General features: G+C 63.5%; 21 protein-coding genes and 5 pseudogenes. 12 read left to right on the top strand and 14 right to left on the bottom strand.

Features of this window, described 5'->3' with window-relative positions; genetic code table 11:
- The first annotated feature begins 36 nt into the window (after positions 1-36).
- Positions 37-1,077, top strand: a complete 1,041-nt coding sequence (locus tag OMP40_RS20945) for an HD domain-containing phosphohydrolase (RefSeq protein WP_277534265.1) — start codon at positions 37-39, stop codon at positions 1,075-1,077.
- Positions 1,078-1,224: 147 nt separating this feature from the next.
- Positions 1,225-2,100, top strand: a complete 876-nt coding sequence (locus OMP40_RS20950; protein WP_338131193.1) for an NAD(P)/FAD-dependent oxidoreductase — start codon at positions 1,225-1,227, stop codon at positions 2,098-2,100.
- A 159-nt stretch (positions 2,101-2,259) separates the two neighbouring features.
- Here OMP40_RS20950 and OMP40_RS40275 read toward each other — a convergent pair whose 3' ends face one another.
- The 3 genes and pseudogenes from OMP40_RS40275 to pepT form a co-directional block, all read right to left on the bottom strand.
- Positions 2,260-2,499 carry a hypothetical protein gene (locus tag OMP40_RS40275; protein ID WP_338131194.1) on the bottom strand — a complete coding sequence of 80 codons (240 nt, stop codon included), beginning with the start codon at positions 2,497-2,499 and terminating at the stop codon, positions 2,260-2,262.
- Positions 2,474-3,271, bottom strand: a complete 798-nt coding sequence (locus OMP40_RS20955; protein WP_338131195.1) for a lipoyl protein ligase domain-containing protein — start codon at positions 3,269-3,271, stop codon at positions 2,474-2,476. The genes OMP40_RS40275 and OMP40_RS20955 overlap by 26 nt, the downstream gene beginning before the upstream one ends.
- A pseudogene (pepT, locus tag OMP40_RS20960) lies at positions 3,264-4,503 on the bottom strand (peptidase T). The gene OMP40_RS20955 and the pseudogene pepT overlap by 8 nt, the downstream one beginning before the upstream one ends.
- 226 nt (positions 4,504-4,729) lie before the next feature.
- On the opposite strand from pepT, the gene OMP40_RS20965 reads away from it, so the two are divergent.
- The gene (locus OMP40_RS20965; RefSeq protein WP_277534268.1) at positions 4,730-6,223 is read left to right on the top strand and encodes an HD domain-containing phosphohydrolase; all 1,494 of its coding nucleotides are present in this window, start codon (positions 4,730-4,732) and stop codon (positions 6,221-6,223) included.
- A gap of 96 nt (positions 6,224-6,319) precedes the next feature.
- On the opposite strand, the gene OMP40_RS20970 is transcribed toward OMP40_RS20965, so the two are convergent.
- The gene (locus tag OMP40_RS20970; RefSeq protein ID WP_338131196.1) at positions 6,320-6,811 is read right to left on the bottom strand and encodes a VOC family protein; all 492 of its coding nucleotides are present in this window, start codon (positions 6,809-6,811) and stop codon (positions 6,320-6,322) included.
- 149 nt (positions 6,812-6,960) lie between these two features.
- Here OMP40_RS20970 and OMP40_RS20975 point away from each other — a divergent pair, with 149 nt between their 5' ends.
- From OMP40_RS20975 to OMP40_RS20985, 3 genes are read left to right on the top strand one after another with little or no spacing between them, the layout of a single operon-like run.
- A complete protein-coding gene (locus OMP40_RS20975) occupies positions 6,961-7,332 on the top strand; it encodes a GntR family transcriptional regulator (protein WP_277534270.1) in 372 nt (123 codons plus the stop codon).
- Complete coding sequence (locus OMP40_RS20980) at positions 7,329-8,225, top strand: ABC transporter ATP-binding protein (protein WP_277534272.1); 897 nt, start codon at positions 7,329-7,331, stop codon at positions 8,223-8,225. The genes OMP40_RS20975 and OMP40_RS20980 overlap by 4 nt, the downstream gene beginning before the upstream one ends.
- The gene (locus OMP40_RS20985; RefSeq protein ID WP_277534274.1) at positions 8,222-8,920 is read left to right on the top strand and encodes a hypothetical protein; all 699 of its coding nucleotides are present in this window, start codon (positions 8,222-8,224) and stop codon (positions 8,918-8,920) included. Before OMP40_RS20980 ends, OMP40_RS20985 begins: the two co-directional genes overlap by 4 nt.
- Positions 8,921-8,925: 5 nt before the next feature.
- Here OMP40_RS20985 and OMP40_RS42050 read toward each other — a convergent pair.
- Positions 8,926-9,352: pseudogene (locus OMP40_RS42050) on the bottom strand (DUF1284 domain-containing protein).
- 950 nt (positions 9,353-10,302) lie between these two features.
- Here OMP40_RS42050 and OMP40_RS21000 point away from each other — a divergent pair.
- The 5 genes and pseudogenes from OMP40_RS21000 to OMP40_RS21015 form a co-directional block, all read left to right on the top strand.
- Entirely contained in the window at positions 10,303-10,812 is a 510-nt protein-coding gene (locus tag OMP40_RS21000; RefSeq protein WP_277534279.1) for an ester cyclase, read from the top strand.
- Between the two features lie 185 nt (positions 10,813-10,997).
- Positions 10,998-11,465, top strand: coding sequence for a MarR family winged helix-turn-helix transcriptional regulator (locus OMP40_RS21005; RefSeq protein WP_277534281.1), 468 nt, complete (start codon positions 10,998-11,000; stop codon positions 11,463-11,465).
- A 255-nt stretch (positions 11,466-11,720) separates the two neighbouring features.
- Positions 11,721-13,028 (top strand): MFS transporter, encoded by a 1,308-nt coding sequence (locus tag OMP40_RS21010; RefSeq protein WP_277534282.1) that lies wholly within the window; start codon positions 11,721-11,723, stop codon positions 13,026-13,028.
- A pseudogene (locus OMP40_RS40285) lies at positions 13,028-13,093 on the top strand (hypothetical protein); the annotation flags it as partial. The gene OMP40_RS21010 and the pseudogene OMP40_RS40285, both read left to right, overlap by 1 nt.
- A 109-nt stretch (positions 13,094-13,202) precedes the next feature.
- Positions 13,203-13,938: pseudogene (locus OMP40_RS21015) on the top strand (ChbG/HpnK family deacetylase); the annotation flags it as partial.
- Positions 13,939-14,044: 106 nt separating this feature from the next.
- On the opposite strand, the gene OMP40_RS21020 reads toward OMP40_RS21015, so the two are convergent.
- The 6 genes and pseudogenes from OMP40_RS21020 to OMP40_RS21045 form a co-directional block, all read right to left on the bottom strand.
- Positions 14,045-14,176, bottom strand: a complete 132-nt coding sequence (locus OMP40_RS21020; RefSeq protein ID WP_277534284.1) for a DUF4023 family protein — start codon at positions 14,174-14,176, stop codon at positions 14,045-14,047.
- A 74-nt stretch (positions 14,177-14,250) separates the two neighbouring features.
- Complete coding sequence (locus tag OMP40_RS21025) at positions 14,251-14,421, bottom strand: hypothetical protein (RefSeq protein ID WP_277534286.1); 171 nt, start codon at positions 14,419-14,421, stop codon at positions 14,251-14,253.
- A gap of 132 nt (positions 14,422-14,553) precedes the next feature.
- Positions 14,554-15,186, bottom strand: a complete 633-nt coding sequence (locus OMP40_RS21030) for an S-layer homology domain-containing protein (protein WP_277534288.1) — start codon at positions 15,184-15,186, stop codon at positions 14,554-14,556.
- On the bottom strand, positions 15,170-16,228 hold the full coding sequence (locus tag OMP40_RS21035; RefSeq protein WP_277534289.1) for an immunoglobulin-like domain-containing protein: 1,059 nt from the start codon (positions 16,226-16,228) through the stop codon (positions 15,170-15,172). The genes OMP40_RS21030 and OMP40_RS21035 overlap by 17 nt, the downstream gene beginning before the upstream one ends.
- On the bottom strand, positions 16,215-18,068 hold the full coding sequence (locus OMP40_RS40290; RefSeq protein WP_420872004.1) for a discoidin domain-containing protein: 1,854 nt from the start codon (positions 18,066-18,068) through the stop codon (positions 16,215-16,217). Before OMP40_RS40290 ends, OMP40_RS21035 begins: the two co-directional genes overlap by 14 nt.
- A 40-nt stretch (positions 18,069-18,108) precedes the next feature.
- Positions 18,109-18,648: pseudogene (locus tag OMP40_RS21045) on the bottom strand (immunoglobulin-like domain-containing protein); the annotation flags it as partial.
- Between the two features lie 2 nt (positions 18,649-18,650).
- Between OMP40_RS21045 and OMP40_RS21050 the strand changes: the two are divergent.
- Positions 18,651-18,791, top strand: coding sequence for a hypothetical protein (locus OMP40_RS21050; protein WP_277534291.1), 141 nt, complete (start codon positions 18,651-18,653; stop codon positions 18,789-18,791).
- Positions 18,792-19,000: 209 nt separating this feature from the next.
- Here the strand turns inward: OMP40_RS21050 and OMP40_RS21055 are convergent, their stop codons facing one another.
- The 3 genes from OMP40_RS21055 to OMP40_RS21065 form a co-directional block, all read right to left on the bottom strand.
- Complete coding sequence (locus OMP40_RS21055) at positions 19,001-20,347, bottom strand: ABC transporter substrate-binding protein (protein ID WP_277534292.1); 1,347 nt, start codon at positions 20,345-20,347, stop codon at positions 19,001-19,003.
- A gap of 306 nt (positions 20,348-20,653) precedes the next feature.
- Positions 20,654-22,189, bottom strand: a complete 1,536-nt coding sequence (locus tag OMP40_RS21060; protein WP_277534294.1) for a response regulator transcription factor — start codon at positions 22,187-22,189, stop codon at positions 20,654-20,656.
- On the bottom strand, positions 22,182-22,595 hold the full coding sequence (locus tag OMP40_RS21065; protein ID WP_277534295.1) for a sensor histidine kinase: 414 nt from the start codon (positions 22,593-22,595) through the stop codon (positions 22,182-22,184). Before OMP40_RS21065 ends, OMP40_RS21060 begins: the two co-directional genes overlap by 8 nt.
- Between the last annotated feature and the right edge of the window lie 9 nt (positions 22,596-22,604).

The following is a 22,604-nucleotide window of genomic DNA, read 5'->3' on the forward strand; positions in this document are numbered from 1 at the left end:
CGGCAGTGACGGTACATATGCCGAGGAGAGATGGCCATGAATCGTGCGTGGACGCAAAATGCCAAAATCCTGATCGTAGACGATCAGCCCACGAATATCATGCTGCTGGAGCATGTGCTGCGAAGAGGCGGGTTCAACAATCTGCACAGCACGACCGACCCTGCCGAGGTCGAGCGGCTCTTCGGCGAGCTGGCGCCCGATATGGTGCTGCTCGATCTTCACATGCCCGTCGTCGACGGGTTCGCCGTGCTAAGGCAGCTGCGTCCGCTGATCGGAGAGAGCAGCTTCCTGCCCGTCGTGGTGCTTACCGCCGACGACTCCCCGAGCTCGCGCAAAGAGGCGCTTCATCTGGGCGCCAACGATTTTATCACGAAGCCGCTGGACGCGTCCGAGGTCGTGCTCCGCATCGACAACTTGCTCAATACGCGCTATTTTTACTTGCAGATGCAGGAACAGAACCAGTCGCTCGAACGCCGGGTTCAGGAGCGGACGGCCGAGCTGGAGCAGGCCAAGCTGGAGATTTTGCATCTGCTCGCGCGTACGGCGGAATATCGCGACGACGAGACCGGCCAGCACACGCAGCGCGTGGGGCGCATGGCGCGCGACGTCGCCGTCGCGCTGGGACTGCCGCAGCAGGAGGTCGAGCTGATCGAGCAGGCGACGCCGCTGCACGACATCGGCAAGATCGGCATCGCGGACGATATTTTACTGAAGCCCGGGCGCTTCACGGCCGAAGAGTTCGAGCAGATGAAGCGGCATACGCTGATCGGCGCGTGGATACTGGAGACGAGCTCGTTCCCGGTGCTGCGGATCGCGGGAGAGATCGCGCTGACGCATCACGAGAAATGGAACGGCGGCGGATACCCCAAGGGACTTAGCGGAGCGGATATTCCGTTGTCGGGACGCATCGTCGCGATCGCCGACTTTTACGATGCGCTCACGCACGAGCGGCCGTACAAAAAAGCGTGGACGCATGAGGAGGCGATCGCCGAGATTCTCGCGCAGCGCGGGGTTCATTTCGATCCGGTCGTCGTAGACGCCTTCCTCGGCGTGTTAGAGCTGCCCGTCTCGTCCTGAACGGAGCGGACGGTCCGGCTTGCCGTTAACGAACGTATGTTGCTGCCCTGCCCGTGCGGCGGGGCTTTTTTGACGTCTGTGGGTATAATACCTTGATTAGAAAATGACGGCGATCGGAACGGACGGATGACGGAGGAGGATGCGAACTTGTTCGATTGCGCAATCATAGGCGGCGGTCCTGCCGGACTTAACGCCGCGCTCGTGCTCGGCAGAGCGCGGCGAACCGTCGCGCTGTTCGACGAAGGGAAGCCGCGCAACCGCGTTGCGATTGCGTCGCACGGCTTTTTGACGAGAGACGGGGCCTCGCCGGCTGCGATACGAAAAATCGCGCATGACGAGCTGGCCGTCTATCCGAGCGTGCGCGTTCGGGGAAGCCGGGTGGAGGAAGTCGTACGAGATTCGGACGGCGGCTTCCGGTTGACGGATGCGGCGGGAGAAAGCTGGCGGGCGGCGAGGCTGCTGCTGGCATCGGGGTTGAAGGAACTGCTGCCCGAGATTCCGGGGCTTCGCGAACTTTATGGCAGAAGTCTGTTCTGCTGCGCTTATTGCGACGGCTGGGAGATGCGGGATCGTCCGCTCGCGCTCGTCGCGGGCAACGATCACACGTTCCATCTGGCCAAGACGGTGTTCAATTGGAGCAAGGACCTGCTTGTCTGCACCAACGGTTACGATTCGCTGGAGCCCGCGGAGGAGCGTGCGCTGCGCGAGCGCGGCATCCGGATCGATCATCGACCGATCGGACGGTTGGTGGGCGAAGCGGGCCGGCTGTCCGCCGTGCGCTTCGCGGACGGGGAGGAGATTGCCCGCGAGGGAGGCATCGTCGCCGAGCGGCTGCGTCAGGCCGCGCCCTTCGCGGAACGGCTCGGATGCGCGATGACGCCGTACGGCGGCATCGAGACGGATGGCGCCGGCCGGACGAGCGTGCGGGGCGTATACGCGGCGGGGGGATGCGGCTTGCATCATGCCGGCGCAGCTCGTCGTAGCCGCCGCCGAAGGCGTTCGCGCCGCGATCGGAATGAATGAAGATATGACGGACGAGGCGTTCGCTTGATGGCGGGCGTCCACTCGCAAACGAAAAAAAAGCGGCCGAACGATCCGCGCTCATGACGGGCGGATCGTTCGGCCGCTTGCGTTTAGAAGGCCAATTTTCAGCCGGCCGCCGACCGCAACGCCGACCATGACCTACAAGCCATAGCGCTTCCGCAGCGAAGCCGCCATCTCCTCGATCTCAGCCGGCGCGGGCAAGCGCAGCGCCGCCTCGGCGCTCGCGATGCCGGCCGGCGTCTGATGCGCGCGGATGACGTCCTTCACCGCGGCGGCGAAGCGCGCGGCAAGCCCGGGACCGGCACTGTACGAGCCGGTCCCGGCGCTCGCGCCGCCTGCCCCGCTGCCCGCGTCAGTCAGCTCGGCGAGGCTCGCCATCCGATCGACGCCGACGTCCGGGTAAGCGGACGGATCGGCGCCTTCGGCAGCCAGCTTGTAGAACCCGCGTACGGCGTCCGCCCGCGCGGCGCCTTCGCCTTCGGCGATCACGAAAGCCTGCACGTTGTAGGACTTCACCTGCCTGCGCTGGGCGATGCCGCAGAACTTGCGGCCCCCCGATGGACAGGTCGAAGTCTCCTGGGCAGTAAGAGCCGACGACCTCGCCTTTGGCGGCTTCCCCGCCAAGCTGCCTGACGGCGAGGCGAATCAGGTCGTACATCCGCTCGAAGTCGCCGTGGAAAGCCATGTCTTCGGCCCGGTCCTTCGGAAGGATGAGCGACAGGTTGACGACGCCCGGATCGAGCGGCACGGCGGCGCCGCCGGAATTGCGGACCGCTACGCCGTAGCCGAGTCCGGCCAGGCGTTCGGCCGCTTCCCTGGCGCGCGGGAGCCGGCTGTCCCGCAGGCCCATGACGAACGCCCGGGGATGCCGCCACAGATGGCAGATCGCCGGACCGCCGGCGCCTGCCGCGCGGCACAGCAGCTCGTCCAGCGCGAACGCATGCAGCGGGTCTGCCGCCTCCAGCCGGTCCGTCCGGTCGAGGATCAGCAGCCCGGACATCCAGGCGCGATCGTAGGCCGGTCCGCCGGCCGGCGCCCCCGGGTTACCGGACGCTATCGTTCCTGCGCGATTCCCGTTATCCACGCGCTCCGCGCTTGCGCCTTCGCCGTCATCCCGGCGGCCCGCCTGTCCGTCGATCCCGTTATCCACGCGCCCGCCGCTCGTAACGCTGGACGATATCGACGATGACCTTCACGGCCTGCGCCATGTTGTCGACGGACGCGAACTCGTATTTGCCGTGATAATTCTCGCCGCCCGTGAATATGTTCGGCGTCGGCAGTCCCATATAGGACAGCTGCGACCCGTCCGTCCCGCCGCGGATCGGCTTGATGACCGGCGCGATGCCGAGACTCTCCATCGCCTCCCGGGCGATGTCGACGATGTGCATGACAGGCTCGATTTTTTCCCGCATGTTGTAGTACGAATCCTTCATCGTCAGCTCGATGCTGTGTTCGCCGTAGGTCTGGCGGAATTCCTCCGCGATATTCTCCAGCGCGTGCTTGCGCCGTTCGAACAGATTCCGGTCATGGTCGCGCACCAGATAGCGCAGCGTCGTCCGCTCGACGTCGCCTTCGATCGACTGGAGATGATAGAAGCCCTCGTAGCCTTCCGTGAACTCCGGCGCCTCCGCCTCAGGCAGCCGGGCGTGAAAGGCCATCGCGATCTTGGCCGAATTCACCATCTTGCCCTTCGCGGTGCCGGGATGCACGTTGTTCCCTTTGACGGTCACGACGGCCCCCGCGGCGTTAAAGCTCTCGTATTCCAGCTCGCCGAGCGGTCCGCCGTCCATCGTATAAGCGTACTTCGCGCCGAACGCCGCCACGTCGAACTTGTGCGGGCCGCGTCCGATCTCTTCGTCGGGGGGTGAACGCGATGCGGATGCGGCCGTGCTTGATCTCCGGGTGGCGGATCAAATAAGCCATCGCGGTCACGATCTCGACGATGCCGGCTTTGTCGTCCGCGCCGAGCAGCGTCGTGCCGTCGGTCGTGACAAGCGTGTGGCCGACATACTTGGCGAGATCGGGGAACATATTTGGCGACAATGCGAGCTTAAGCGCCGAGTTCAGCACGATGTCTCCGCCCGCATAATTATAGACGAGCTGGGGCTTGACGTTCGCGCCGGTGAAGTCGGTGGCGGTGTCGACGTGCGCCAGAAAGCCGATCGTCGGCACGTCCGCATCGGTATTCGAAGGCAGCGTCGCCATCAGGTAGCCGTTGTCGTCGATCGACACTTCCTCCATGCCGATGTCCTTCAATTCCTCCTCCAGCATGCGGAGCAAGGTCCATTGACCCGGCGTCGACGGGCACGACGGGCTGTTGTCGTCCGACTGGGTATCCACTTGCACGTACTTGACGAACCGATCGATTAATTCCTGCTTCACGGCAGGCACCTCCTCAAGTTGGCGCTCGCTATGGCGCCAAGCTGCATATGTTCACATCATAACCCAAATGGCGGGCCCGGGAAAACAAGCGAGCCGCCTGCCGACGCCGAGACCGGCGGGATGCCGGGCGATCCCGGCAGCGCCGCGATGCGCCGCAAGTTAGGCCTTTACGCGCGCAGGGCTCTCCTTCATAGTGAGAGAGACGTTTAGAGGAGGCATTCCCGGCATGGAGCAGTCGCTATACAGGTCCTTCGTCGTCCGGCTTATCCGCAATTACATCATCGGCTCGGTCGTCGCGGTGCTCGGCGTGGGCGGCGCGATCTTGTCGGGCAGCCTTAGCTTGCCGCGGGCCGAACTGCTCAATCTGCAGGCGATCCTCATGATCGCTCTTATGACGATGTTCGCCGCCGAATATTTCGCCTTCCGCCGTCATATCGCGCCGATCCGCGAGCTGTTCCGGTCGGACCGGCCCTCGCTGGCGCAGATCGAAGCGGCGTACCTGAGGGCGCACAGACTGCCCTCGCTTGCCGTCGCACGCACGCTCGGCCCGCACTTGCTGGGCTTGTCGCTGCCCGCGAGCGCGCTCGCGCTGCTGGCGATCCGGCTTGGGTGGGCGGATCTGCCATACTATTACATCGGATTGGCGTCCGCGGGCGCGATGCTCGTCGCGTGCATGCACGCCTTGATCGAGTTTTTCCTGACGGCCCAAGCCATTCGCCCGCTGCTCGCGCACTTGGGAGAGGCCGGACGGAAGGTGTACGGCGCCGATCTTTCCCTGAACGGGCGCGTCCTCGTCTCGATCCAACGCAAGTTTCAGTTGAGCGCCTTTCTGATCGGGACATTCCCGGTCATCCTGTTCAGCCTGGCGACGCAGATTCGCCTGAACGGCTGGTCGGAGGATCTCGGCTACGACTATTGGCGGTGGGCGGGGCTCATCCTCGTGACGGGCGTCGGCTTCTCCTCGCTGGGCGCCTGGCTGCTTGGACGCGACGTGCAGCAGCCGATCCGGGAGCTGTACGAGGCCATGTCGGAGGTGCAGGCGGGCAGGCTGCAGACTTCGGCGTCCGACGTGTACTCGGACGAGTTCGCCAGACTGACCGCGGGGTTCAACGGCATGGTCGACGGGCTGCGGTCTCGCGAGCGGATGAACGCGCAGCTGCTGCAAAGCTATTACGCCACGCTGGCCGCGGCGCTGGACGCCCGCGACGCCTATACGGCGGGGCATTCGCAGCGGGTAGCGGAATACAGCGCGGTTATCGGACGCGCGGCGGGGCTCGCCGCGGACGAGCTCGACGTGCTGAACAAGACGGCGCTGCTCCACGACATCGGCAAGATCGGCGTCCGCGACAGCGTGCTGCTCAAGGAAGGGAAGCTGACGGACGAGGAGTTCGAGCAGATCAAGCAGCATCCCGTCCTGGGGGAAAACATTCTGCTGCAGGTCGAGCCCCGCGAAGCGATGGCGCCGCTGCTGCCAGGCGTGCGCTCGCATCACGAGCGCTACGACGGCGGCGGCTATCCGGACGGTCTGAGCGGCGAACGCATCCCAATGACCGGCCGTATCATCGCGGTGGCGGATGCGTTCGATGCCATGACGTCGGATCGGCCCTACCGCAAGGGAATGCCGTTCGACAAAGCCTTCGCCATTCTCGAAGCGGGCAAGGGCACGCAGTGGGACCCGGCATACGTGGCGCATTTCGTCACCCGCATGCGAGGGCGATGAACCGGACCGCCGAAACGAAAAACGACGAATACCGCCCGGGCGATCGCCTAGGGCGGTATTCGTCGTGGCGCTGCCGGTCCGGAACACTTCCCCCGGTTATCTCCCCGGCATTTTCTCCGTATCCATGTAGAGCACGTTCCACCGGTGCCCGTCCGGGTCGGCGAAGCCGCATCCGTACATCCAGCCCTGGCTCTCTCCGGGCTTGCCATACACCTCGCCGCCCGCGGCGGCCGCTCTCGCGGCCAGCGCGTCCACTTCCTCGCGGCTGTCCGCCCCGATCGACAGCAGCACCTCGGCCGCCGAGCGGGCATCCGAGGCGCCGCTCGAAGCGAAGCCCGCGAACGTTTCCTCGGGGAACAGCATCACGACGATCGCCGGGCTGCCGACAAGCAGGCTGACGGCCGAATCGCCGCCGGGGAAGTTCGGATTAAACGTAAAGCCGATGTCGCGATAAAACTGCCTGGCGCGTGCCAGATCCTTGCTGGGCAGGTTGATCCACAATTCCTTGGTCATGGCTGTCTCCTCCATGGCTCGCGGCCGATTCGCTCTAAGCTGGTCCACGTACCCGATGCCTCGTTTCGCCTCCATTGTAGCACGCCGCCCCTGCCGGGATTTCTCTTCCATTGCTCGAATTCGAATCTTTATTCGGAAATAGACGTTCGCGGCTTGACGCAACACTGAGTGTGTTGTATGGTTAGTTACATAAGTAATTAACCAGTGTGGTGGTGAGGTTAACGATGAGCCTGCTGATCGACGACAGCCGTCCGATATTCGTGCAAATCGCTGAACGCATCGAGAATGACATTATCGAGGGCGCGCTGCCCGAGGAATCCCAGGTGCCGTCGACCAATCAGTTCGCGGCATTTTATCAGATCAATCCGGCGACGGCGGCCAAGGGCGTCAACCTGTTGACGGAGCAAGGCATCCTTTACAAGAAGAGAGGGATCGGCATGTTCGTGGCGGCGGGGGCGAAGGCAAGTCTGGTCGAGAAGCGCAAGGAGCAGTTTTTCGAGCAATATGTCGTGACGATGATGCGGGAAGCGGAGAAGCTCGGCATTACGCAGGATCAGCTCGCGGACATGGTCCGCAAGGGAGGGAGCCAGTCATGAGCGCGATCGTAAAGGTAACGAACCTGACCAAGTCCTACGGCGATACGGCGGCGGTGCGCGGCGTGAGCTTCGAGCTGGAGGAAAACAAAATTTACGGCTTGCTCGGCCGCAACGGCGCCGGCAAGACCACGATCATGCACATGCTGACGGCGCAGCAGTTCGCGTCGGGCGGGGACATCGAGGTGTTCGGCGAGGCGCCTTACGAGAACGAGTCGGTGCTGAGGCGCGTCTGCTTCATCAAGGAGAGCCAGAAGTACCCGCCGATGTTCACGGTGAAGGACGTGCTGGAGGTATCGGCGTCGCTCCATCCGAACTGGGACGCGGCATACGCGGCCGAACTGGCCGAAGCGTTCGGACTGCCGATGAAGCGCAAGATGCAGAAGCTGTCCAGGGGCATGCTGTCCGCCGCCGGCGTCGTCGTCGGGCTGGCCAGCCGGGCGCCGCTGACGATCTTCGACGAGCCGTATCTGGGGCTGGACGCGGTCGCGCGTACGTTGTTCTACGACCGGCTGCTGGAGGACTATGCGGAGCATCCGCGGACCGTCATCCTGTCGACGCACTTGATCGACGAGGTGAGCCGCCTGCTGGAGCACGTGCTGCTGATCGATCAAGGCAAGCTGCTGCTGGACCGGGACGTCGAACGGCTGTCCGGCATGGCTTACAGCGTCGTTGGCGCTGCCGCCAGAATCGATTCGTTCGTGTCGGGGAAAAGCTTGCTGACGCGGGACGCCATGGGCGCGATCGCTTCGGCGACGGTCCTGGGCGAGGCGAGTCCGCAGGAGCGCAGAGAGGCCGCGGAGCGCGGACTGGAGTTCGCGCCGGTGTCGCTCCAGCAACTGATCGTGCATCTGACGAGCGGCACCAAAGACGAAAGGGAGGCGATCAAGTTATGAATATCGTCCAAAGCGGAAGAATGAAGGCGGTCGCGTCCACGATTCTGAAGGACAGATTCAGCTGGTTCCTGCTGCCCTGGATCATCTCCGGGTCGAGCTTCGTCGTTAACCTGATCACCGCCTACTTCGCCAATGGAGAAATCACGACTGGAGGCGTCGCGTCTCTATACATCTACATGTTCGCGGCAGGCATCATGTCGGTGTCCAACACATTGCCTTTCTTGCTCGGCTTCAGCGTCCGCAGGTCCGATTACTTCTGGGGCACGGGCGGCGTCATCGGCCTGGTGGGCGTCATCTGCGCAGCCGGCTTGAGCTTGCTGTCGTACGTCGAGAGCGAGTGGCTCGACGGTTGGGGCGTCGGACTTTACTTCTTCCACCTGCCCTACGTCAGCGAAGGCTCCGTGGCCGTTCAGTTCCTGGTCTACTTCCTGCTGATCGTCTTCTTGTTCTACCTCGGCTTCCTGATCGCCTGCGTCGCCAAGCGCTTCGGCAAGAACGGCATGTTCATCCTCGCCATCGCCGTCCTCGCGATCGGCACGGTCTGGAGCTACGTCATGACGCAGCAAGGCTGGTGGATCGACCTTGGACAATGGCTGGCGGACCGGACGATGCTCGAGATCGCCGGCGGCACCGCGCCGCTGACGCTCCTGTACATGGCGCTTTCCTACGCGCTGCTGCGCCGCACGTCCGTCTGAGGCCGTCAGGCGGGAGGCAGCTCCCGCAGCTGGGGCGACAAGTGAATATGCGCCACGCCTTCCCGGCACAACCCATACGGCTCCCATCTGCAATCGCTGCAGAGGGAGCCGATGTCATGAGGCTTCACGCGCGCTGCGACGTCCGCTACGACTTGCGACCACGCGCGCCGCTCTCCGATCGCGATGCCGATTCGGCGCGCGATTTCCTCGTCCTTGCGATACACGCTCGCATTTTCGCAGTGCGGCTCCTGGTCCGGGGGGAAACGCGGCGCAAATGTCGTCGGGCCCGAGGATCAGCTCGATCTCCGTCCCGGGCTCCGTCCGGAGCCGTTCGTATACGCGGGTCATGTTCGCGCAGAACCCTGCCGAGTACCCTTTGCCCCGGTAGCCCAACAGGCAGAGCAGATGATGCCCGCGCAATCTGATCGTCATCCGTCATCCATCCTTGCTTTTTGATTGTTAACCAATATTATAGCACTCGGTTAACGATCGTGCATGCTGGTCGGAGGGGGAGGCGTGGCGTGGCGAGGGCCAAGTGCTTTCCCTGGAACGCAGATGAGGCCGCGTAATGCCGAGGGACCGCGAAGTGCATTCCCTGGAAAGCAGATGAGGCCGCGAACGCCGAGGGACCGCGAAGTGCTTTCGCTGGAAAGCAGATGAGGCCGCGTAATGCCGAGGGGCCGCGAAGTGCTTTCCCTGGAAAGCAGATGGAGCCGCTGACGCCGAGGGACCGCGAAGTGCTTTCCCTGGGAAAGCAGATGAGACCGCGTAATGCCGAGGGACCGCGAAGTGCTTTCCAGGGAAAGCAGATGAGGCCGCGTAATGCCGAGGGACCGCGAAGTGCTTTCCAGGGAAAGCAGATGAGGCCGCGTAATGCCGAGGGACCGCGAAGTGCTTTCCAGGGAAAGCAGATGGAGCCGCGTAATGCCGAGGGACCGCGAAGTGCTTTCCCTGGAAAGGAGATGGAGCCGTGTAATGCCGAGGGGCCGCGAAGTGCTTTCGCTGGAAAGCAGATGAGGCCGCGTAATGCCGAGGGACCGCGAAGTGCTTTCCCTGGAAAGCAGATGGAGCCGCGTAATACCGAGGGACCGCGAAGTGCTTTCCAGGGAAAGCAAATGGGGCAGCTGACGCCGAGGGACTGCGAAGTGCTTTCCCTGGAAAGCAGATGGAGCCGTGTAATGCCGAGGGACCGCGAAGTGCTTTCCCTGGAAAGCAGATGAGGCCGCGTAATGCCGAGGGACCGCGATGTGCTTTTCAGGGAAAGCAAATGGAGACACGGAACGTCGAAAGAATTTAGTCAATTAACTTTACTAAATGACCTTCCTCGTGCTATTCTTAATTAGTCAATTGAATTGACTAATTAGCGGAGGAGGCAAAGGTTTATGAAACAGCAACCGCAAGCTTCAAGTTCATTCGGCGAAAATGAGGTTATTCGGCAAGGTTTGACGAGTTCGGCTGAGGTGGGGTTAGCTTTCATTGAACGATTCTGGAACGAAGGCGATGCTTCCTGCATCGCGACGTGTCTGACGGACAATTATGTCGATCATGCCTACGAGCCAGGTAACGCTGAAGGATTGCTCGCGATGGCGGAAAGGCTGCGGACCGCGTTTCCCGATCAGCGGTCGACGGTCGAAAGCGTCACGGTGGAAGGAGACCGCGTCGTCGTTCGTCTTCGGATGAAGGGCACCCACCTGGGGACCTTCAGGGGGATGGAGGCTACGGGGCTGCCGATCGATGCCAGGCTGTACCGGGAATACCGGATCGCGGACGGCCGAATCGCCGAGCATTGGGCGCTGTTCGACACCGCTTCGTTGCTGCGTCAGATCGGCGCGGAGCTGAACGAACAGCCTGCCTGCCGCATCCCTGGCGCGGGAGCGCTGGCGCAGGCGTAGCTGAAGACAAGAAGACATGCGAGGGCGCTTGGAAGCTTGCCGCGAGCCGTTCTTCGGTAAGTCGCCCCCGCGGTACAGCGTCCCGATTCTGTAATGCCAAGCGCTCGCCCGCGGCTACCCCGCGCCCGGCCCCTTCTGTTACAATGGACAGCGACAAGCAGCAACAGGAATCGGGAGGAAAAACCATGTCCGAAGCGGGCGCCTGGGGTTACGAATTGACGTTTTTGTTCGCGACGGCTTTTCGCGCGGCGGTAGACGATCTCCACCGGGAGCTGGCCGCGCAGGGCTTCGACGACGTGCGTCCGTCGCACGGCTACGCGTTCCAGAAGCTCTCGTTCGGCGGAGCGACGGGCATCGAGCTGGCCGAGCATCTGGACATCACGAAGCAGGCCGCTACGCAGATGATCGATTACCTCGAGGGGCGGGGCTACGTGGAGCGCCGTCCGCATCCAAGCGACGGGCGCGGCAAGCTGGTCGTGCTTACGGAGCGGGGCTGGGCCTGCATTCGGGCGACCGAGGCGCAGTTCGTCGCCATGGAGCGAAGATGGCGCGAGCGGCTGGGGGAGCAAGAGGCGGAGCGGTTGACGCAGAGCATGCGGGATATCGTCCGGTCTTTCGGCGAGGGAACCGCGAAGTTCAGGCCGGTCTGGTAATTCAGTCTGGAAAACCTCGTCTGGAAAACCTCGTCTGGAAAACCTCGTCTGGAAAACCTCGTCTGGAAAACCTCGTCTGGAAATTCCGTCTGCATACCGAATCCCTCGCGTTCCGGCGATTTGCAGGATTGGAGGAATTTGTCGTTCCCCCGTAGAATGGTGTAGGAGCAAGCCGAGCCGGGCCTTGACGTCGCCGAAAGACGTCTCAGGGCCGCGGGAGCGGGCAGCGAATCTACATGCGACGGGAGAATGCCGATGAGCAGGAAGTTCCTGAACTCCCCGACCGCTTATGCGCTCGGGATGTTCGCGATGATGGTGCCCAGCCAGGCCTTCAGTTCGTTTTACACGTATTTTTACGTCGAAAAGCTGGGGCTGGCGGTCGGTCTGGCCACGCTCGCACGGACGATTTATCTCATCTGGGATGCCGTCAACCAGCCGATGGCCGGCTATTTGTCCGACCGCACGCGCTCGCGGCACGGCCGCCGCAGACCGTGGATTTTCGCGTCCATCCCGCTGTTCATGCTGGCTTTCGTTATGGTTTTCGCCGTTCCGCCGAGCCTTCATGACAGCGCTTTATTTACCTGGTTCCTTATTGCGCTCATCCTCTTCGAAGCGATCGCCACGATTTTGTGGGTGAACTACGGCGCGCTGTTCCCCGAGCTGTTCACGGGCGCCGGATTGAGAGCCAAGGCTTCCGCCGTCCAGCAGGCCTACCAGATCGTCGCGATCCTCATCGGTACGGCGCTCACGCCGATCCTCTACGAAGCGCTTGGCTTCGGCACGATGTCCGTCGTATACGCGGCCGTATTCGGCCTCTTTATGACCCTGTTCGTGCTGAACGTTCGAGAGAACGAATCGTTCGCCAAGGAAGAGCCGCTGCCGCTCGTTCAGGCGTTCCGCGAGACGCTGAAGAACAAAGAGCTTTGGCTGTTCTACGTGGCCGGCTCCTTCGCCCAAACGGTGAACGGCCTCGTGAGCTCCATGATCCCTTTCTACGCCAAGTATGCGCTCGGCGTCGAGGAGGGCGACGTCACGCTGCTGATGGCGTCCGTCTTCGTGTCCGTCATTCCGCTCGTCGCGGTGTGGTTCTATATTGTGAAAAAGCTCGGCGGCTACCGCAGCTGGCGCCTGGCCTTCGTCGTCTACGGGCTGTCCGTCATCCCGCTCTGGTTCGCGAACGATCTGGGCACCGGCATCGCGGCCGGCATCTGCTTCGGCTTCGGCCTGGCGGGCTTCCTCGTCTCGCCGGCGCTGCTCGGCAGCGAGATCATCGACCGGGACGCCCTGCGGACCGGACGGCGCAGGGAAGGGATGTACACGGCGGTCGGCGGCTTCCTCACGCGCTCGAGCGGACTGATCTCGGCGCTCGCCTTTTTCGTCGTCGGGCAGATGTTCGGCTACGTGAGCGGCGACGAGCCGGGGCCGCATCCGGAGGAGACGTTCCGCTATCTGATCTGTATCGTACCGCTCTGCCTGCTCGCCGTCTCGCTGGTCGTCTCGCTGTTCCTTAAGCCGCAGCCCGCTCCTTCCATCCCGCATGCGCAAGGAGGGATCGACGCCTGATGGCCAAGCTGCTGATTTTGAATTGCGACGACTTCGGCCAGAGCGCGCCCGCGAACGAAGCCATCATGCACCTGCTCGAGGAGCGCCGCGTCTCGTCCGCCACGATCATGACCCCCCGCGCCCGGCTTCGAGCAGGCCGCCGACTGGTGCAGGCGCCATCCCGAAGCGAGCGTCGGCCTGCATCTGACCTTCACGAGCGAGTACGAGGCCGTGCGCTTCTCGAGCCTTACGGGGCGCAAGTCTCTGCACGACGCGGACGGCTATATGTACAAGACCGTCGAAGCGTTCGAGCGCGGCTCCTTCAAGGCGGACGTCGTCGCCGAGATGAACGCGCAGTTCGACGCCGTCGCGCGCGCCGGCATCGCCGTGACGCATGCGGACAACCATATGGGAAGCCTGTACGGCGTCGCGGCGGGGCGCAGCTATTTGCCCCAGGTTTTTTTGGCAGTGCTCGCGCAGGGGGCTCCCCTTCCGGCTGTTCCGCCATATCGATCCGGCGGAAGCGCTGACGGCGAACGCGCCGGGCGTCGAGGCCACGCTGGCCAAAGCCGTCGCGCTTTGCGACACGCTCGGCGTGGCGGTGCCGGATTACTTGCTGAGCCACTCCTACGGGATGGAGCCGGGGGAGACGTACGAATCGTTCAAGGCGATGCTGATCGCCAAGCTGTACAAGCTGCCGGAAGGCGTCGTGGAGACCTACATCCATCCGGCGGTACCGGACGCCGATCTCGGCGCGCGCATTCCGCACTGGGAAAAGCGGGTGTGGGAGTACAAACTTATGCTCGACCCGGACTTCGCGGCGGCGATGAAGGATGCGGGGGTACAACTGACGGATTACCGGTATGTGGGGGAAAAGCTGCGAAGGCCGCGGCTCGGTTCCGCGTTGAGGCTGGCCAGGCTGCTCTTCTGATCGATGTGTTGACGTAGACTGATACTTGGTGGGTGTTACGAAGCTAGGAGCAAGAGGGAAAAAAGCGCCGCCGAACGCAATTGGTTCGGGGCGCGTTTTTTTATTTTCATTTGTTCGTGCTGTGCTGTCTCGAGGACACCTTCTGTCCTTGGGTGCCTTGTCCTTGATGCGCCTTGTTGCGCTTGTCCTTGCGCTGGCGATCCTGGACCTGCTCGACGAATTCATGCGTGTCGCTCATTGTCGGGCTCCTTTCACGCTGTGATGGATTGCGTTTCATTGCATGCGCTGCGGACTTGCACCGATCGGAGAGGGTCAGCGGTCGTTGCCGCCGCCGTCGCTTTCGTCGCTCGTCCCGCAGCTCTGATCGGCGGCCTGGCGAAATTCTTCGTCGTTGCGGGAGCCGAGCTTGTCCCCGAATTGATCCAGTCTGCCGGGATGCCCCGCAGGTCCGTCGTTGTCCGGTTTGTTGTTGCGTCCGGTCATCCTGTCCACCTCCTTTGCTGCCGAGTGCCTGACGTGGATAGCTTCCCGATGTCCTCGCGAGAATATGCGATCGGGAGCGATATCGGCAAAAAAAACCGGTCCTGCGGGCAGGACCGGTCGGCGAAAAAACCATTATTCAAGAAGCTTCAAGATCAACGCGACGGCTTCCGCGCGCGTTACGTCTTCATTGGGCGCGAACCGGTTGCCGCCGCGTCCGGCCACGAGGCCGGCTTTCGCGCAGGCGGCGATATACGTACGCGCCCATGCCGGCGCCTCGTCGGCGTCCGCGAATGCGAGCGGTGCGGACGGGTCTAGTGCAAGCCCTTTGGCGCGAACGACGATGGCGGCAATCTGGGCGCGGGTCATGCGTCCTTGCGCCCTGATCGTGCCGTCCTCGAATCCGCCGAACAAGCCAGCCTGCACCGCGGCGGCCATCGGACCTTGCGCCCATCCGGGGACGGCATTCGCATCGGCGAATGCAAGGCCGGCGCCGTCCGGCAGCTTGAGCGCGCGGGCCAGCATCGCCGCCAATTCGCCGCGGGTGACGGCGGCGTCCGGCCGGAACGTGCCGTCCTGATAGCCGTTCACGAAGCCGAGCTGCAAAGCGCTGTCTATGGCAGCGCTCGCCCAGTGGCCGGCCGTATCCTTAAGCGGCGCGCGAGGCCCGCCGTTGTTGCCGCCCGGATTTCCTGGATTTCCTGGATTACCCGGATTGTCAGGATTGTTCGGATTGCCCGAATTACCCGAATTACCCGAATTGCCCAAATTGGCAGGAGGATTCTCCGGGTTGCCCGGATTCGGGATTGCCCTCTGGCGGGAGCGCTTTAACCGTCGCTTCAAAATCGCGGCTCTTCGCGAAGCCCTCCTTGGAAAGCGTCGCCGTCAGCGTCAGCCTCGCATCCCCCTCCGAGGCGGTGGGGCGGCGAAGCAGGACGCCTTCATCGTCGATATAGCGCTTGTCGGAGCTCGACCAAGCGATCGCAGTCCCGTGCAGGCCTTCCCGCGGCAGCTGCAGATTGGCCGTGACGGCGTCCAGGCCTTCCAGCTTCAAAGCATCCGCTGCCGCGGCGACCTCTTGCTCCGCCGAATTCGGCACGTTCCAATGCGTCAGCTCCGGCAGCGCTAGATCGGCCATGGCATAACGACCGCCGTCGCCCGCGTACAGCAGCGCGCCCGCCTCAGTATCGCCGGACCAGGAGAGCGTCACTTGCGAGGCGGCCTTCGTGTTGCCGATGGGCAGCCATTTGCCGCCGCGCTCGACGTAAGCCGTGAACACGTCCTTGTCGCGCTCCAGCCGGATGGCGGCAGGCTTGACCGTGTACTTGCCCGTGACGATCTGATCCGGTCCGGCCGACAGCGTGAGGCGTCCGGTCGGATCGAGCGTGAGCGCGACCGAGCCGGTTTGTCCTTCGCCGGCCGCGGCCAGGTACAGGCCGATCCGGCTGTCCAGTCCGGCGGCCGTATCGGGGACGATATGCGAGCTTACGGTCGTCGTTAGTGTCTGATTTGCGGTATCGCCGGCGTCGCGGGCGACCTGGACGGCATCCTCGATGCCGGCGGCCTTCGCTTCCAGATGAAGCATGCTCTCCTCGTACCTGGCCGTGCCGGTGCCCGAACCGTTCAGCTTCAGGCGCCAGGGCTCGGGCAGCGCGCGTACGACGACCTCGACGGATTTCTCGTCGATGCCGGACTCGCGTGGAACCTTGACGGTGACGACGGCGGTGCCGGGCCCGACGCCATGGACGAGGCCCGACTCGTCGACCGTAGCGACGCGCTCGTCGGAGCTGGCGAACTCAGCCGATGCCACGGGAGCCAGCTCCGCTTCGCTTAGCCACTCGCGCACCGACAGGCGGCCGCTTCCCCCCGACGGACAGCGCCTTCGGCGTAAGCGCCAGCTCCAACAGCGATGCGGGCGGATCGGCGAAGATCTCGACCTCGGCCAACTGGACCAGATAAACGCCTTCTTTTCGCAGCTGGGTGAATTCAATCTTGACGTACCGCGCCGGAACGCTGTCGATATCGATGACGAGCGGGGCGCCGTCCGTCGGCTTCGGCGTCGCCGTCCGCGCCGCTACCTCCGTCCAGTTCGCGTCGTCCTTCGACACGAGGACGCGGAAGTCGAGCGGGAACGCTTCGCCGACATGCGTGTTCTGATCGTTGCGCGGCCACAGCTTCACCCGATTGACCTGGTGTTCTCCGGCCAGATCGATGCGGATCCATTCCGGCGCGGCAGGAGGCGTATTAGAAGGGACGCTGGTCCAGCCCTTATCGCCGTTGTCGGAGTTGATGCCGATCTTGATGCCGTCCACGAGCAGGTTTTTATTCCAGCCGTAGGCGAGATAGTCCGAGGACGCCTGCACGGACTTCTTGAAGGCGATATTGCCGATCGGGCTCAGCGGAGGCGCGTCGGCGGGCGCCGTCACGGGCTGCTGGGGGCCGACGTATTCGTAGCCGTCGTCCTCGATCGCGTACAGTCTGCCTTCGCCCGGCGCGAACGCGCCGCTCAGCAGGCCGGTGGCGGCGTCGTAGTCGGCGGCTACGGGCTCGCCGGTCTCCGCGGACACCTCGGACACGCCCGATATGCCGTCCAGCTTGAAGCTCAGCGTCTTGGCGGACGCGTCTTTATAAGCTTTGTTGACGATCATCAGATAGTGCTTGCCCGTCTCGCGGTGCGTGAAATAAGTGACGATCGACTCGTCGCTTGCGTTCGCGGGCTGCGCGATAAAGTCGGACGGCACGGGCGCCGTGCCGGCGGGAAGCGAGGCGCCGGTATGATACACCTGCGTCGCGTCCAGGTGGATCAACGTCTTGCCCAGCTGCGTCATGCGGGCGTTCATCGCCTTGAACGGTTCGTACAGGTCCGTCTTGTTGCCTTGAGGGTCGATGACCGCATTCGTGAAGGGCTCGCCGCGATTGGTCGGCGTCCAGTAGGTGAACCAGACGACGTTCTTGATGCCGTATGCCAGATTCGCGTATGCGACGTAGTCCATCTCCGCTTCGTTGGGCCGCCGAAGCCCGCCTGGGATGCCGACGGATTGGAGGTAGGAGGAGGTCTTCACGTCCGCCTCCAATCCCGCGCGGCGGATGATGTCCAGATTGTTGAAGTATCCCGCGCTGAAGCCGCCGGCGGCGAGCAGCGGATAGTGATCGAAGCTGAGATACTTGAGCTTGCCGGCGCCGGCTTGCTTGATCCAGCTTCGCACGTAATCCTGTTCGTAGTTGGCTACCGCCTGCTCGGGGAGCAGATTCACGTACGGCACCTTGTCGGGATCGACGGCCAGAATCTTCGCATAGCGCGCGGCCGCGTCCGGCAGACCGCCGATACCCGGCTCGTCCTTGATGTAGTAGCCGCCGGTTGCGGGATGATCCATATACGTCTGCACCATCGTCTCGATATCCAGGTCCGAACCGTTGACGCGCGGGTCCGCGACGTACACCTTAAGCCCGTGAGCAGCCGCCAGATCGAGCATTTTCAAATTCTGCGGCTCCGAATCCAGCTCCGAGCCCAGCACGTTCTGCACATAATCGATATTCGCTTCCTTCATCGCCGCGTACTGCTCGTCGTTGGTGAACGACCAGACCGGCGGCCAGAACGCGCCGATCAGGAAGCGGTCCTGCTCCGCGCTCGCGGGGACCCGGGGCTTCACCGACGCGGGAAATACTCGCTCCTTGGAGGCGCCCCCCCTTGCTCACGGTTGCGGTCAGCGTCAGCGCCGCCGCAGGCTCTCCGGGCGCCGGCCGCTTCACGATGCGGCCGGCATCGGTCACATAGGACGAATCGGAGCTGGTCCAGGCGATCGAAGTGCCCTCCAGTCCGATGCGCGGCAGCGACAGATTGCGGTACAAGGCCGACAGATCGCCGGGGTCGAGGGCCGCGGCGGCGGTATCCGCGGACGCTTGATCGGTCAGTCCGCTGATCGTCTGGTACACCTCCAGCTCGCGGAGCTGGAACACCTTCGTATTGTTCGGATCCGTGGACAGCTTGGTCGCTTCGATCCGGACGTGCCTCGCGCGGACGGAGTCGAACGCGAAGCTTTGGGCGGCGCTCGCGGTCGGCTTCGGATAATCCGTCTTGGACGCGACGGTCGTCCAGTCCGAGCCGTCCGCGGATACCTTGATCGTGAAGTCGACCGGGAAGCCCAGGCCGATATTCGCGGTGCCGTCGTCGCTGCGCGGCCACAAGACGACCTCGTCGATATCGTAAGCGGCGCCCAGATCGACGGCCAGCCATGCAGGGGGAGCCCGCGGCCGGCTGCGACGGGGAAGGCATCGTCGTCCAGCCGTTCTCGGTCTTGCCGGGCGCGCGCGGGCCCGTCTTGTACCCGTCGACGAGATTGCTGCGCGCCCATCCTTCCGCCGTATTCTCGTAGCTGCTCGAGGAAGTGACGGTCTGGCCGAGCGCGAGATTCACGGGCGACGCTTCCGCCCGGGCTGCCGGCATGCCTGCGGGCAGCATCGATAGGAGCAGGCTGGCGACCAGCGCCAGCAGCATATGGGTTTTGCCGATCGGTCTTTTCATCGGTTGACCTCCAGTGGGGACTCGTTAAGGCGAGCGGCGGCCTGCCGCCCGCCGTCGAATCTATTGACCTGCCGCCTGCTTCCAGGACTTATCCATGTTCTCCAGCATCGCCTGAGGCGCGATCGCCTTCAGGTAGACCCCTTGCGCGGAAGTCATCAGCTCCGCGTTCGCCGCATCTCCGTATACCCAGCCCTGATCGAGGAAGGGATAGCTCCGGCCTGCCGCCACGACGGCCGCGATCTCGTCGAACGCCGGGTCCAGGTCGCCCGTCTCGCCCTTGATCGTCATGAACGCCTGCTGGCTGGCGGCCCAAACCTTTTGATTTTCGGCCCGGCTCCAGAACTCGAGATACTTCTTGGCTGCGTCCAGCACCTTCGTATCCTTGTTGATCGCGAACGTCGTGCCGACGGCCGCCGAAGCGACGACATCCTGTCCCGCGGCGTTGGAAGGCATCGCGAACATGCCTACTTCGAGGTCCGGATTGGTCTTCTTGATGCCGGAGAGGGACCAACTGCCGTCGATGTACATCGCGGCTTCGCCCTTGGCGAACGCCTGCTGCGCCTGATCGAGGCTGACGCCCGTGCTTTTCGCCGTCAGGTAGCCCTTGTCGTTCAGCGCATACCATTTTTCGGCCATGTCTTTCCAGCCTTCGGCGAAGGTTGCCTTGCCTTCGTTGAGCTGCGCGTCGAACGCCGGATTCGCGCCATAGACGAGCGCCGGCGCCATCGTGTACATCGCGGCCAGCGTCATCCAGCCGTCGTTGTTGCCGATCGAGATCGGCAGCTTGCCCGACGCCTTGATCTTCTCGGCGGCCGCCGTGAATTCGTCCCAGCTCGTGGGCGTGGAGATCGACAGGTCGGCGAACATTTTTTTGTTATAGAAGACGCCGAGGACGTTCATGTCGTTCGGAATCCCGTAAACCTTGCCCCCGTCCGAGCTGGCCTTGAGCGATGCCTCCGTGAAATTCCCGATCCAGGACTCGCCGGACAGGTCGTAGAGATAACCGGCTTTGCCGTAAGCGATGACGTTCGACAGGCCGGGATGCAGCATGATGACGTCCGAAGCGTCGGATGCCGCGAACCGGGTTTTGATGAACTCCTTGAACTGTCCGCCCGGCATGCCCTCGTAGACGACTTTGACGTCCGGATTTTCCTGCATGAACTTGTCGTTGAGCTCGGGGATCGCGCCCAGCTCGGCGCCGGATTTGAACCCCGTCACCTTTAATTCCGTCTGCTCGCCCTTGCCGCCGGTCGCGGCGGTGCCCGCGGCTTCGGACGCGCTCGACGACGGGGCCGAAGCGGAGGCGGAGCCGCCGTTCGCAACGTTATTCTTTTCGTTGCCGCCGCATGCGCCGAGCGACGCCGCCATCAACACCGACAAGCCGATAACCAACCCTTTTTTTCTCATATTTACTCCTCCGGTTCGAATGGGATAAGGCACAATTCCATGCTAGGGAAAATGGCGGCGAAAGCCTATGACTTAAAATTCGTGTTTGTTCCTTTATTTTCGGATGTCGGCCGCGTCGGCCGCGCCGCGCAGACGGGCGATGCGGTTGGCAGCGAATTTCGAACGTTTCTCATAAAAGAAATGAACCGGACAAACCGTATGCGCGGCTGCGCAGGACGGCATATCCGGTCCACGTAGGGATTAGGGAGGAATGCTTGCGCACCGCTTCGTATCGGAGCGCCGTCGATTCCAAGCCGACGGACCGCGTCAAGGTTCCTCGCGTGCGGGTCCGCCGTAGCCCGCCTGCTCGCGATATTGCGTCGGCGTCCTGTCGAAGCGCTTGCGGAACAGCGTGCTGAAATATTTGGAGCTCGTATAGCCGACGGCTTCGCATACCTCGTACATCTTCATGTCGGTCTCCTGCAGCAGGCGGCGCGCCTCGTCCAGACGGACGTCCGTGATGTAATCGATGAACTTCTGTCCGGTGGACGCCTTGAACAGCTCGCTCAAGTAGGTCGGGTTCAAGTATACGCTCGTCGCGGCTTGCTCCAGCGTAAAGCTCGGCTTGGCATACTCGCGCCGAATCATCTCCTTCACCTTGCCGATAATCTTGCGCTCTTCGGGCAGGGCATGCCGGGTTGAGCCGATCCGCCCGGCGAACGCTTCGATCTCGGCCAGCAGCGCGGACGGATCGCGGGAGAAGAGCAGTCGGCCGGTCAAGCCTGCCAGTTCAGGCTGCAGTGCCCGGATCAGGGGATTCATCCCGCGGTTCATCTGCGGTCCCGTGATGAACGAGATCAGACGGAAGGCGCCCTGCATCGTCAGCGCGGCATCCGTCCTGAGCCAGGCCGCCCACTGGCGGATAGCCGCCGCTGCGCCGGCGGGATCGTTCGCCTCCAGCGCGGCCGTCAACCGGGCGGCGTGCTCGGACTCCGCCTCGGAAGCCGCCTCCAGCGTTGTCGTTTCGCTTAGCAGGCGTCCCTGGACGGTCCTGAACAACGTGGGCAGATCAGCGGGATCCGCGACGGGGTCACCGCAGCCGGACAGGGTGCCCGTCGTCCGTTCGTCTTCCGTCACCGGCAGCTCCGCGGCGCCCGGCAGCCCCTCGCCCGCGACGAACAGCAGGTCGCACGCTTCGGCGAGCGGCACGACGACCCATTTGCGGACGACGGCGCCCGCGCGCCGAAGTGCGTCGAGATCCGCTTCGACGCGCGCCTGGCGAAGCCCCTTGCCGGGTACAGGATCGGACGCACAGGCGTCGTCGCCGTCCCGCAAGTAGATCGTCAGCTTCAAATTAAAGCTCGCGCCCGGCCGCAGGAGCCCGTCCTCGGCCAACAAGCGGTTGAGGGACTGAAGCCGCTCTGGCTTGCCTGCAACAATCCATTCGCCGAGCGCCTGCACGAACAGCAGGTCGCGCTGCCGGCGCATCGATTCGATTCGTTCCTCGGCCTTCATAATCGCCGCCTTCAGCTCGTCGCGCTGTACGGGCTTGAGCAGATAGTCGCTGACGCCGCTGCGGAGCGCGGCCTGAACGTGATCGAACTTGTCGAAGCCGGTCAGCATGACGATCGCGATATCCGGCTTCTCGCGCGACAGACGATCGGCGAGCGCGAGGCCGCTTTCTCCGGGCATGCCGATATCGAGAATAAGCAGATCCGGGCGTTCTGCGGCGATGGCCGACCATGCGGACGCCGCATCCTCGCACGCGCCGATCACTTGCCAGGACGGCAGCAGCCGGGGCACGATCTGCGACAGTCCCGCCCGGATCATCTCCTCGTCGTCCACGATCAATAGCTTAGGCACCGCGATCACGCTCCTTATGGATGTCGGTCAGCCGAATCTCCACGACAGTTCCTCCTTCTGCACGGTTCGAGACGAACAGCCCGTAGGCGTCGCCGCACAGGAACCGGATCCGGCGATGGACGTTGCGCAGGCCGATATGCTCGCCGTCATCCGCCTCCTCGGTCTCCGCCGCGCTCAGGCGAACGCGGAGCCACTCGAGCCGGTCCGGGGCGATGCCCGTGCCGTTGTCCTCCACGAAGATCGTCAATTCGCCGCCTGCGCCGGCCCTCGCCCGAATTCGAATCCAGCCCTCTTTTTGGGCGGGTACGCGTCCGTGGATGATCGCATTCTCGATGAGCGGTTGAACGATCCACTGCGGAACGTCCAGCGCCAGCAAGCCGTCCGGAATGTCCGTCTCGAACGTCATGCGGGGGGA

The sequence above is a fragment of the Cohnella rhizosphaerae genome (assembly GCF_029525575.1).
Taxonomy (GTDB): Bacteria; Bacillota; Bacilli; order Paenibacillales; family Paenibacillaceae; genus Cohnella; species Cohnella rhizosphaerae.